The 13,125-nt window shown below is 56.7% G+C and carries 7 protein-coding genes and 1 CRISPR repeat array (1 of these 8 only partly in view); of the genes, 5 read left to right on the forward strand and 2 right to left on the reverse strand.

What is annotated here, in order from left to right; all coding sequences use genetic code 11:
• Positions 1–28 precede the first annotated feature (28 nt).
• From DKK75_RS06560 to DKK75_RS06575, 5 genes are all read left to right on the forward strand, one after another.
• Positions 29–328 carry a hypothetical protein gene (locus tag DKK75_RS06560; RefSeq protein WP_110452635.1) on the forward strand — a complete coding sequence of 100 codons (300 nt, stop codon included), beginning with the start codon at positions 29–31 and terminating at the stop codon, positions 326–328.
• Between the two features lie 60 nt (positions 329–388).
• Entirely contained in the window at positions 389–1,651 is a 1,263-nt protein-coding gene (locus DKK75_RS06565; protein ID WP_110452636.1) for a FliJ family protein, read from the forward strand.
• A gap of 175 nt (positions 1,652–1,826) precedes the next feature.
• On the forward strand, positions 1,827–3,053 hold the full coding sequence (locus DKK75_RS06570; protein WP_110452637.1) for a hypothetical protein: 1,227 nt from the start codon (positions 1,827–1,829) through the stop codon (positions 3,051–3,053).
• A 26-nt stretch (positions 3,054–3,079) separates the two neighbouring features.
• Positions 3,080–3,508 (forward strand): hypothetical protein, encoded by a 429-nt coding sequence (locus tag DKK75_RS08060; protein WP_146208626.1) that lies wholly within the window; start codon positions 3,080–3,082, stop codon positions 3,506–3,508.
• A gap of 175 nt (positions 3,509–3,683) precedes the next feature.
• The gene (locus DKK75_RS06575) at positions 3,684–4,910 is read left to right on the forward strand and encodes a hypothetical protein (protein WP_146208627.1); all 1,227 of its coding nucleotides are present in this window, start codon (positions 3,684–3,686) and stop codon (positions 4,908–4,910) included.
• Positions 4,911–5,104: 194 nt separating this feature from the next.
• Here DKK75_RS06575 and DKK75_RS06580 read toward each other — a convergent pair whose 3' ends face one another.
• Together DKK75_RS06580 and DKK75_RS06585 are read right to left on the reverse strand one after the other, a co-directional pair.
• Entirely contained in the window at positions 5,105–5,821 is a 717-nt protein-coding gene (locus DKK75_RS06580; protein ID WP_110452639.1) for a hypothetical protein, read from the reverse strand.
• Between the two features lie 511 nt (positions 5,822–6,332).
• On the reverse strand, positions 6,333–6,617 hold the full coding sequence (locus tag DKK75_RS06585; protein WP_181414493.1) for a hypothetical protein: 285 nt from the start codon (positions 6,615–6,617) through the stop codon (positions 6,333–6,335).
• A gap of 394 nt (positions 6,618–7,011) precedes the next feature.
• Positions 7,012–13,125: direct repeats of the CRISPR family, unit length 32 nt; unit sequence ATTTCAATCCACGCTCCCGTGAAGGGAGCGAC (it continues 140 nt past the right edge of the window).

A 13,125-nucleotide genomic window follows, 5' to 3' on the forward strand; every position in this document is an offset into this window, starting at 1 on the left:
CGATAAAAGGAATAGACGGGAGAAGACCATGGTGGACTTTTCCGTGGATTACGGCCAGCTTGGCGACATGAGCAGAACCCTGAACCAGGCCGACAAAAACTGGGAATCCGAAGTACATAACATTGACGTCGATAGCGCTCAAGGTGAAAACGGATTAGGGGACGACTCAGTAGCCGACAGCACGAATCGGGTCAATGACAACCTAAAACAGCGCTTGTCGAACCTTCAGCAATCTGTTCACGTTCTTAATCGGTTCATTGAGTCGGTAACCATGCAGACAAGCAATGTCGATGACAAGCTGAGCGTTGAAATCGAAAAACGCCAATAAAAAATCACAACTTTTCGTATTTGCATTGACGGGGATGGCACCACTTAAGGATACGACATCATGGGCACTTCAGACTTGGATTGGTCGGCTCTCGACCTATCAAAGAACCCTGTACCAGGAGGGAAGAGCGCAATCGACAGACTGGCCTCACAGTTTTCCGCGAACGGTGACCGCTGCCACGACGTGAGTCACTCCATTACCAGCGCTTGCGGAAAGGCACCTGATTTCAAAGGCGATTCAGCAAAACAGCTCCAGCAGTCCCTTTCTCAGGTGGCACAGTTTGCCGGACGCCTTTCGGATGTCTGCGAGGACATCGAGCAAGCATTAAGAAGCTGGGGGTCTGCAGTTGATACGAGCCAGCAAACCGCATACAAAGATTGCCAAAGGGCAATGGACCTTCGCGACTCAATCGCGCAGAATCAGAAGAAACTCGACCAAGCGAAACAGACGTTGAAAACAAACAGCGACAACCTGAAAAAGGTCATGCAAACCAACGGGGATAGCATGTCGCGGGAGACCAATCGTCTGCTTGGTGTCATTAATTCGACAACCGAGAGCATAACTCATTACCAAGGGCTCGTTGCTGACGACAAGGGCGAAATCAAGCGGTTGAAGGGCGAAGTCAGCTGGGTCAGGGAACAATATAAGGACGCTGCCAAGAAAACCAAACAGAACCTTGACGAATGCGTTGATAAAGCAACAGCCAAGGCTACGCAACTCAACATATTGAACAACGCTTTCACGGTCGGCGATTTTCTTTCTGGCGGTTTTGAATCATTGAGCGGCATCGCTGAACTCATGAAAGCCGATCCTGCCCTTATCGAGGGGTTAAAGACAGCAGGGCTCATTGGGGATGAGTTGGCGGGCGACTGGCTGGGACCGATAGTTGGTGGACTTATTGAGGGGGGAAACCTAGTTGCACCGGCAACCAAAACCACAGGGAATTTAGTTCAAGCTGCCTCCAAGGCTGCCGACACGGCTGCAAAAGTTGGCGCCTTCGGCTGCATAGTTGGCGGCATTGCTGATTACTTCGGCACATACTATGCACGCAAGGAAGCCTATGGACAACAGGCAGCTACCCAAGATGCTGTAGCTCATGGCCTGATCACTGCCACTACTGGTTTTGCAGGTGCTTCATCAGGAGCCGCCGCTGGAGCATTTGTGGGATCGATCGTCCCTGGACTAGGTACGATTGTAGGAGCTGGAATTGGTTTAGCCGTAGGATATCTCGGTGCAGTGGCCGGAAACGCTCTTTACGACAATTCCGTCAATCGCGGGAACGGAGATGACATGTGGGACCACATGAGAGACAATCTATGGTAGCTTTCCCGCTGTCTCCTGCATTGCCATGTGCGTGGTTCGGATTGACAGCAGGAACGATATTAGGGGGTGGGTACTGATGCTGTACCTATTGGTAGATGTCCTATTAGGCGCTCCGGCGATGCTGATCTGGTTGTTTGCGGTGACGTCGTTCAATGCGTGGAGATCAAGGCGGCTGATGGACCGTGTCCTGGCGCCCTACCTCCTAGCACGGGGCCTGTGCCTGCAGACCTTCCAGGGACATGTGTGGCGGCGGCGCGGCAGGATCGGCAGGCCCCGGCCCGGGCAGGTCCTGCCCCTGGGCTCGCTGGTCGTCCTGGCCGACGGGCCCGCCACGGTATCCGGGGCCTACAGAGGCACCGGATGGTTCGACGGGCTGGGAGAGGACGGGCTGGTGGTCCGCCTGGTCGGCCAGTACGTGCAGCCACCCGCACAGGCCACCGGATCATCCGGCCCATGGTACGCGGGCAGGATCTGCTCAGTGGGCGGCGTTGCCTGCGGATCCGGCGTGATCCCCGGCGGCGACGCCCCCCTGCCCGAGACCGGCGTCGGCCACACCCCCGACCCCGACTTGGTCACCTTCACCCAGGACCAGGTCAGCCTCCTTGCCTGGAAGGGACCCGACAACCCCGTCACCAGGCTCCTGCGCGCCCACAAGGTCCGCGCCCTCGCCCGCAACCACCGGCGAGAGGACCCGGTCCGCCGCCGGACACGGCCGATGCCGCACTGGCACGCCAGCCGCCCCGCATGGTGGCGCTACGAAGCCATCGGCTTCCTGCCCGACCGGTTCACCCGCGTCTACTGGGACCGCATCCGCAACCGGCCCGTCAAGGCCCCCATGCGCTACCGGACCCCGGAAGCCAGGGAATACAACAGACGACACTACTCCGTCCCCATATACACCACTGCGCTGATCGTCAGCATCCTCCTGGCCGCCTTCAACATAGCGCGCGCATGGCACCGCTCCAGGCCGCACCGCCCCCTCCAGGGCGGCGAGGTACTCCTGGACATGCCCCCGCTGACCTCGGCGATCGTCAGCTGCGTCCTGGGCCTCGCCATCGGCATCGGCGCATGGGCCTGGGCCACCCACCGGCAATTCCCCCAACATCACATGACTCCGGCCAGCAGCCGCGAACTCCAAACCGCCCTCGACAACTACTTGATCGGCATGCGATACATCATCGGGACCACCATCCCCTACACCATCCACGTCCTCGGCTACACCGCACTCGTCCTGTTGCCGCTCAGGTTCATCATTGATTTCTTCACCCTTCCTGAATGGGCTAATATTTGCCTGGGCTGGCCCTTCTTCGTTCTGTTTATGACCAGCTATGTCCTATCCCTCATCGATATCTTCTACGGTGGTTCGATAGCCAATCGCCTGGATCGGGAATTAGCGGAGTAAAGCCCATATGCATTAGCCCCATCCCCGTGCTCAAGGGGGGTAGCCTGGTTGCACCGGCAACCAAAACCACAGGGAATTTAGTTCAAGCTGCCGGCAAGGCTGCCGGCACGGCTGCAAAAGTTGGTGCCTTCGGCTGCATAGTTGGCGGCATTGCTGATTACTTCGGCACATACTATGCACGCAAGGAAGCCTATGGACAACAGGCAGCTACCCAAGATGCTGTAGCTCATGGCCTGATCACTGCCTCTACTGGTCTTATCGGTGCTGAATCAGGAGCCGCCGCTGGAGCATTTGTGGGATCGATCGTCCCTGGACTAGGTACGATTGTAGGAGCTGGAATTGGTTTAGCCGTAGGATATCTCGGTGCAGTAGCCGGAAACGCTTTTTACGACAATTACGTCAATCGCGGGAACGGAGATGACATGTGGGACCACATGAGAGACAATCGATGGTAGCTTTCCCGCTGTCTCCTGCATTGCCATGTGCGTGGTTCGGATTGACAGCAGGAACGATATTAGGGGGTGGGTACTGATGCTGTACCTATTGGTAGATGTCCTATTCGGCGTTCCGGTGGTGCTGGTCTGGTTGTTTGCGGTGGTGTCGTTCAATGCGTGGAGGTCGAGGCGGCTGATGGACCGTGTCCTGGCGCCCTACCTCCTGGCACGGGGCCTGTGCCTGCAGACCTTCCAGGGACATGTGTGGCGGCGGCGCGGCAGGATCGGCAGGCCCCGGCCCGGGCAGGTCCTGCCCCTGGGCTCGCTGGTCGTCCTGGCCGACGGGCCCGCCACGGTATTCGGGGCCTACAGAGGCACCGGATGGTTCGACGGGCTGGGAGAGGACGGGCTGGTGGTCCGCCTGGTCGGCCAGTACGTGCAGCCACCCGCACAGGCCACCGGATCATCCGGCCCATGGTACGCGGGCAGGATCTGCTCAGTGGGCGGCGTTGCCTGCGGATCCGGCGTGATCCCCGGCGGCGACGCCCCCCTGCCCGAGACCGGCGTCGGCCACACCCCCGACCCCGACTTGGTCACCTTCACCCAGGACCAGGTCAGCCTCCTTGCCTGGAAGGGACCCGACAACCCCGTCACCAGGCTCCTGCGCGCCCACAAGGTCCGCGCCCTCGCCCGCAACCACCGGCGAGAGGACCCGGTCCGCCGCCGGACACGGCCGATGCCGCACTGGCACGCCAGCCGCCCCGCATGGTGGCGCTACGAAGCCATCGGCTTCCTGCCCGACCGGTTCACCCGCGTCTACTGGGACCGCATCCGCAACCGGCCCGTCAAGGCCCCCATGCGCTACCGGACCCCGGAAGCCAGGGAATACAACAGACGACACTACTCCGTCCCCATATACACCACTGCGCTGATCGTCAGCATCCTCCTGGCCGCCTTCAACATAGCGCGCGCATGGCACCGCTCCAGGCCGCACCGCCCCCTCCAGGGCGGCGAGGTACTCCTGGACATGCCCCCGCTGACCTCGGCGATCGTCAGCTGCGTCCTGGGCCTCGCCATCGGCATCGGCGCATGGGCCTGGGCCACCCACCGGCAATTCCCCCAACATCACATGACTCCGGCCAGCAGCCGCGAACTCCAAACCGCCCTCGACAACTACTTGATCGGCATGCGATACATCATCGGGACCACCATCCCCTACACCATCCACGTCCTCGCCTGCACCGCACTCTTCCAGGTGCCGCTTATCTTCATCACTGAGTTCTTCACTTTTCCCGAATGGGTCAGTACCTACCTGCGCGGGCCCTCCTTCGCCCTGTTTATGACCAACCTGATCCTACCCCTCATCGATATCTTCTACGGTAGTTCGATAGCCAATCGCCTGGATCGGGAATTAGCGGAGTAAAGCCCATATGCATTAGCCCCATCCCCGTGCTCAATAGCACTACAGCTATCTATGGAAGGCAGCATCCTGGTCTTACGCTCGCACCACTTGACAGCATGCGGACAGGAATCAACTCAAAACCACAACTGGCCAGCTACCGGCACCCATCGCCCAGCATATTCTGGTAAATCCAGCGATCCTATGAATCCTATGATTCATGCCGCGGTGATCAGGCCTCCGAAGAGGACGATGGCGATAGCAATCAGTTCAATGATGAAGAACATGGACAGGGCCGACCAGCTGTGAGTCAGCGTGTTCCAAGGGGAATCCTTGCGCACGCAGACCAGGATGGCCACAAAGAGGATGGCGAAGACCGCCACGCCCAGCCCGGCCGCGATGATGCCCAGGTTAGCCGCGTTGGCCAGGATGGCCTGATGCTGGTAGACCACGAAAGTGCTGTACCAGAAGTCCATCTTGAGCAGACAGAGGCCGGCGATCAGCTGTTCGGCGGCCAAGCCCAGCACGAAGACCACCCGCCAGAACCAGGAGGACGACTCGATGATGGACATGCCGATGCCCACAAAGGTCAGCACGGTCACCGTCCAGGCAATCAGAGCTATGCCGCGCGGGTCCAGGATCGAGGCATAGCGGAGCACGCCCTGAGTGTGGTTGATGGCCAAAGAGCGCCCGTATCCATAAGGAATGACGATTGCCAAAAGAACCGCCAGCGCGAAGACCACCCAGCGGACCGGGCGGGCGCGGCGCTGCTCGATCTCAGCCAGCGAGTATTCCGAATCCGGAATAGTCGCCTCAGGATGAGCTGAAACCTTGTTCACCGAAGTCACTTCATCAGGGTGCGATGGCACAGCCACAGAACCCGCCGCATCGCTTCTGCCGGATTCCGCGCCATCCCCATCGTCGAATTGCTTCATCGGCGACCACACCTCCAAGTCCGCTACTCGTGGACACATCGCCTACAAGCTTATACCGAGAGGCACGCCCGCGCTTAAGAGCGAAAAGTACAATTCGTAAACACTTGGCATCCAGACAATAGCAGATAAATGGAACCATCCTGCAAGCGGTATAGTTCATCTCCGCAGACGCGAGGAACACCTGATCTCTGCGACCGAAAACGCTGCAGACCCAGAATCACTCCCCACGTATCCGAGGAGCACCCGGGCAGTGTCTTCTGACCAGCCGATCATACGCATCTGAAAACCATGACAATCCGTGTTCAAATACCCTGTTAGTCATCCGCAAAGCGGTAAATGGATGCCTTGAAAGGCAGACAAAACTTTCAATCAGGCGCACCAATGCGATTATTACAGCTACAGGAGAATCAAACACTCATGCACGAACTATGAAGCAGTTATCAATTCTCACCGGGGCCCCAGTAGCGATTCTTTTGCTGATTGCAACAGAATATGGGAGCCCGGGAATGAATCAGTCGAACTGCCTGATGCCGAGGACATCGTAGAAACTTACCTTGGTGTCACCGCCGAAGCCAGCACCATAGTTTGTCCCATAGTACGTACGATCCGACTGGATCATTCGCCTGTCCTCATCATCCAGCGAATCCCAGACTCTGCGCTCTGCATCATCCATGTCATCAGTAATGGAATACTTTGACGTATAGTCATCAATCCTCTTCTGGAGAATACGGTCATAAGTGGTACAGGCCTTATCCTTAGTTGCCATTTTTCTCATGAAATCCTCGTCCAAAGCCATTCATCTCCTCTCATCTTTGCGAACATGAGTGCATCCATCCGATGCCCTGCAGGATTGTCCCTGCATCTGCAGGGAGGGACAGTAGTATTTCTATACTACGAAAAGTCCCGGTCACTACTTGGGATCGTTCTCGCGAATGCAGGGAGCACAGCACTCTTGCAGCTAGGAACAAGAGAATGGCATAAAAAGATTGACACTGTACCTGAGCAGCAACTCATACTCATGTTTAGAAGGAATACAATTCTTAACGGAGTTCTGGGGAAAGAACAGTTTTAATGCATGTTCCCGCTAAAAAACAGTGTTGTCTGGGTGATTCAGAGTAGCATGATCGGTTTTCCAATTCAGGCTTCTACGGGGGGCGTATACCGCAGGCAGAGAACCATACGTAGTGGCATTCCCAATCCACGCCCCCGCGAAGGGAGCGACCAAGTGTTGGAGACCAGCGCCGTCTGCCTTTGCAATTTCAATCCACGCTCCCGTGAAGGAAGCGACATGGTCTTGCTGCTGCTGGGAGCTATGGCGGTCATATTTCAATCCACGCTCCCGTGAAGGGAGCGACCTCTCTTGGTACAAATTATTTTCTACATCATAAGATTTCAATCCACGCTCCCGTGAAGGGAGCGACGCCTGCCGGTGACCATGCTGGTGCCGTTCACCGTATTTCAATCCACGTTCCCGTGAAGGGAGCGACCGCTGTATAAGGAGGGTCGCCGATTGTAGTCGTATTTCAATCCACGCTCCCGTGAAGGGAGCGACAGGTGCGCACCACGTCCAATGGGGGCACGGTGGTATTTCAATCCACGCTCCCGTGAAGGGAGCGACTGGCGTGGTAAACGGGGTGTCGATATACTTTCTTATTCCAATCCACGCTCCCGTGAAGGGAGCGACCGGCTACTATGTTCAAAGATTTTTGATCCCCCCGATTTCAATCCACGCTCCCGTGAAGGGAGCGACCCTATACCGGCCTCATCATCGATAGTCTCGCACATATTTCAATCCACGCTCCCGTGAAGGGAGCGACCAGTTATCAAGACAATTTGCTCAGCTTGTCAAAATTTCAATCCACGCTCCCGTGAAGGGAGCGACCGGAAAAAACCCTCATAGTCTCCGTGGTCAGCATTATTTCAATCCACGCTCCCGTGAAGGGAGCGACAACTGACATGGAACCCGTTCCAACAGTCAAACACATTTCAATCCACGCTCCCGTGAAGGGAGCGACATATTTGTAAGAGTAATCAAACCGTTGTCCGCAATATTTCAATCCACGCTCCCGTGAAGGGAGCGACGCGGGAGCCATGAAAACATGCTTGTGATCTTCTTATTTCAATCCACGCTCCCGTGAAGGGAGCGACCGGCATGGGCGGAGACGCTTTTCTTTTTGCCCTGATTTCAATCCACGCTCCCGTGAAGGGAGCGACAATAGGTTCTTGGACGACGTAAATGGATTGGTGATTTCAATCCACGCTCCCGTGAAGGGAGCGACTCCGCGTCTGCCGGCTTTGCCGCTCCCCCGCTGAAATTTCAATCCACGCTCCCGTGAAGGGAGCGACAGGAGCAGACGGTACAATCCACCAGTATGTCAGCATTTCAATCCACGCTCCCGTGAAGGGAGCGACGCGGGGCGGCCGGTGCTGTCGTAGGGACAGGTTTATTTCAATCCACGCTCCCGTGAAGGGAGCGACCGCAACAGCCCATTCACGCTGAGCCAGTTCATCAATTTCAATCCACGCTCCCGTGAAGGGAGCGACACGGTATCTAGCGTAAGGGACGCGCACGTTTCCATTTCAATCCACGCTCCCGTGAAGGGAGCGACTAGAACAGTTCGTTTTCTACCTTGGTCGTACAATATTTCAATCCACGCTCCCGTGAAGGGAGCGACAAGTGACGATAGAGAGGACATATCATGAGCTACAATTTCAATCCACGCTCCCGTGAAGGGAGCGACGCACTATCTACTACATCACCCTGGCGACAGCCCAATTTCAATCCACGCTCCCGTGAAGGGAGCGACATTCGTCCAGGTCGTCCAGACGAGTAGGCTTTCTATTTCAATCCACGCTCCCGTGAAGGGAGCGACTTGAGTATGGGAAGTTTAAAAAGGTCGATACCAGATTTCAATCCACGCTCCCGTGAAGGGAGCGACGGTCTTGTTGAGGACTGCCGCACGCTCAACAGTCTATTTCAATCCACGCTCCCGTGAAGGGAGCGACCACCAGTGGACATTTGCTCACCAGAGTTGGCGAGATTTCAATCCACGCTCCCGTGAAGGGAGCGACGATGAAATTTACGGGACGTACGCGCCGCATGTGATTTCAATCCACGCTCCCGTGAAGGGAGCGACTACAAACCGAAAAGCTGCCGGGCTCGTTGAATCAATTTCAATCCACGCTCCCGTGAAGGGAGCGACGTCCGCCCTTCTGGTTGCCTGCTGCCATTCGGCATTTCAATCCACGCTCCCGTGAAGGGAGCGACCTGCCCCACCGTCGTGCCTGTCTCCATGCTGATGCTATTTCAATCCACGCTCCCGTGAAGGGAGCGACGACTGGCGACAAATTTTTGAGGATAAAGGAGATAATTTCAATCCACGCTCCCGTGAAGGGAGCGACAACTTTTTGCCAGGATGTCTGCACCCAGGATGTATTTCAATCCACGCTCCCGTGAAGGGAGCGACGACCTACGCTCACGGGCGTGCCCGTGGTGCTACCGATTTCAATCCACGCTCCCGTGAAGGGAGCGACGTGCAGTAGATGCACTGGCAGTTTGGGCTTGTCGGATTTCAATCCACGCTCCCGTGAAGGGAGCGACATTTACGTCATCATCACAGAGATAAATTCAATTCTGATTTCAATCCACGCTCCCGTGAAGGGAGCGACGATTTTTGATTCCTCCTGAGTCGCTAATGTGCATGATTTCAATCCACGCTCCCGTGAAGGGAGCGACCAGCAACACGGGAATTCTGCGTGTTGGTCTTGATATTTCAATCCACGCTCCCGTGAAGGGAGCGACATCTCCCTTGGTACAAATTATTTCCTACATCACAAGATTTCAATCCACGCTCCCGTGAAGGGAGCGACCCTTTGATCTCAACATCCGTGCGCCTGAGATAGATATTTCAATCCACGCTCCCGTGAAGGGAGCGACGCCCACAGCCGGTCTGGCTTTGCCGGTCATCGAAATTTCAATCCACGCTCCCGTGAAGGGAGCGACCAAGGATGCACAGTACAAGGAGCTCGGTCGAGAAAATTTCAATCCACGCTCCCGTGAAGGGAGCGACAGCACCATCTACTACATCACCCTGGCGACGGCTGAATTTCAATCCACGCTCCCGTGAAGGGAGCGACCGGTATGGCGATAGTGCTACTCGTGAAGATAGTGTATTTCAATCCACGCTCCCGTGAAGGGAGCGACCTTGGGTGCCGCCGGCTTGGGGTCGGCTGCGGCGATATTTCAATCCACGCTCCCGTGAAGGGAGCGACGCCATGTGCGCGGCCTGAACATCCGTAAGGTCATGATTTCAATCCACGCTCCCGTGAAGGGAGCGACGCGTGCGACCCGCATAGTCCTCGAAACCAGGGTAATTTCAATCCACGCTCCCGTGAAGGGAGCGACGCCTGCGGGACACCAGCAGAGGCGTACGATCCAATTTCAATCCACGCTCCCGTGAAGGGAGCGACACGGGGTACGGGCCCTAGCCTGCTCCTTGTCCAATTTCAATCCACGCTCCCGTGAAGGGAGCGACGCCGTTCCAGAGCGGTTTTCCTGGTGTAGTAGACATTTCAATCCACGCTCCCGTGAAGGGAGCGACTGGCCGGGCGCGGCGGGCTGCGCACCGCCCGGAAGATTTCAATCCACGCTCCCGTGAAGGGAGCGACCATCGGTCATGTTCTCCGGAGGCTTCGCGCTCAGATTTCAATCCACGCTCCCGTGAAGGGAGCGACCCTGACCCGTACCCCAGGTGGAACCTACCACGACGATTTCAATCCACGCTCCCGTGAAGGGAGCGACAAAAACAGCCTTGACGGCGTTACTCGCCTGCGTGATTTCAATCCACGCTCCCGTGAAGGGAGCGACCTGCTGTCACCAGGGGCATAGATCCTCCATTGATATTTCAATCCACGCTCCCGTGAAGGGAGCGACTGGATCTCGTTTATCACAGTCTGTGCCATGTTGATTTCAATCCACGCTCCCGTGAAGGGAGCGACAGATGGTCTGCGCCTGGGTGAGTTCCTTTTCCGCATTTCAATCCACGCTCCCGTGAAGGGAGCGACCGCTCCTGATCCAGCTCAGGCAGCAGCTCTCCGCATTTCAATCCACGCTCCCGTGAAGGGAGCGACCTGGTTGGCTTGTGCAGCGTTCGCACGGCTGATTTGATTTCAATCCACGCTCCCGTGAAGGGAGCGACCAGCGTGGACGGCAAGGTCGTCTATCCTGGCCAATTTCAATCCACGCTCCCGTGAAGGGAGCGACTTGGAGCCATGAACGAAAACTGATGATCCTCTTATTTCAATCCACGCTCCCGTGAAGGGAGCGACACTGCCGGATTACCGTACTTTTGCAAGCGAATTTATTTCAATCCACGCTCCCGTGAAGGGAGCGACAGCCGAGGGGCAGGCGCGGATCACACTCCCTGACATTTCAATCCACGCTCCCGTGAAGGGAGCGACCCGCCTTCGCATCATCCAGGGCCTTCGCATCCCGAATTTCAATCCACGCTCCCGTGAAGGGAGCGACGATGAGCGTAGGCGGGCAGGGCTTTGCAAAAGAGATTTCAATCCACGCTCCCGTGAAGGGAGCGACAAGGTGAGCATACTCCGGGAACAAATTCACCATGTATTTCAATCCACGCTCCCGTGAAGGGAGCGACTGCCCGTCGCCGTAAATTACACGTACAAGGAGATATTTCAATCCACGCTCCCGTGAAGGGAGCGACTGCGATGCCTCTCCGTTGCCTCCGCGTTGCACATATTTCAATCCACGCTCCCGTGAAGGGAGCGACATTTTTCCCGCCAGTATGTTTCGGCCGGAAAATATATTTCAATCCACGCTCCCGTGAAGGGAGCGACACGCGGATTGTCAGCCCACCTGGGGTCGGCATAATTTCAATCCACGCTCCCGTGAAGGGAGCGACCACCATGAGCCAGGCTGACCAGCGCCGGGAGACATTTCAATCCACGCTCCCGTGAAGGGAGCGACTTGCGTACTTGGCCCAGGTGGCCGCGTCGCCGTAATTTCAATCCACGCTCCCGTGAAGGGAGCGACATCATCAAAAATGTGGATAAGTTAAAACTGTTTAGATATTTCAATCCACGCTCCCGTGAAGGGAGCGACCTTGCTGACCGCGACCGTATCCCCCGTGCCGCGGATTTCAATCCACGCTCCCGTGAAGGGAGCGACCCGGGCCATCATCATCCATCCGGACGGCGAAATAATTTCAATCCACGCTCCCGTGAAGGGAGCGACTAGTACCGGTAGTCAGGATGGTCAGGGTCCTTAAGATTTCAATCCACGCTCCCGTGAAGGGAGCGACGTCAGCTTGTATGGCTTAAACGTAACGCTAATCAGATTTCAATCCACGCTCCCGTGAAGGGAGCGACTGAGTCGCTGTGGTTTGAATTCTGCGGTCACGGTATTTCAATCCACGCTCCCGTGAAGGGAGCGACTCAGCTTGTATGGCTTAAACGTAACGCTAATCAGATTTCAATCCACGCTCCCGTGAAGGGAGCGACCGTCATGAGCCAGCCACCTCAGCAGATACAGCAAATTTCAATCCACGCTCCCGTGAAGGGAGCGACCCTAATCAGTCGGCCAATGGCAAGGCTGGCGAGGATTTCAATCCACGCTCCCGTGAAGGGAGCGACGCGGCTGTTCAGGTGGCATGGCGGGGATGAAGTTATTTCAATCCACGCTCCCGTGAAGGGAGCGACCTACCGGTGGAATTCAGACCGGCTGGGCCAACATATTTCAATCCACGCTCCCGTGAAGGGAGCGACCCGTCAGTAAGTGATGAGTAAGCGTTCGGCAATTATTTCAATCCACGCTCCCGTGAAGGGAGCGACACGGCTACGCTGTTTCCGACTATGGCACCGCCAAATTTCAATCCACGCTCCCGTGAAGGGAGCGACGCGACCCAAAGACCGATCCACCATTTTTCTCCTTATTTCAATCCACGCTCCCGTGAAGGGAGCGACACAGCCGGCAGACGCGGAAATGGCCGTAGAAGGCATTTCAATCCACGCTCCCGTGAAGGGAGCGACACTATCGCCATGACCGGCGATAGTGCTACTTGTATTTCAATCCACGCTCCCGTGAAGGGAGCGACGCCCCGCGAAGAGGAGCGCCGACCCGTCAACGTGATTTCAATCCACGCTCCCGTGAAGGGAGCGACTCGACTGATCTTACATCTGATCCTCAAACGAAAATTTCAATCCACGCTCCCGTGAAGGGAGCGACGACCTTCCGCAAGAGCAGGCACGATGCCCTCCTTATTTCAATCCACGCTCCCGTGAAG

The sequence above is a fragment of the Bifidobacterium asteroides genome, from assembly GCF_003202695.1.
GTDB classification, from domain to species: domain Bacteria; phylum Actinomycetota; class Actinomycetes; order Actinomycetales; family Bifidobacteriaceae; genus Bombiscardovia; species Bombiscardovia asteroides_G.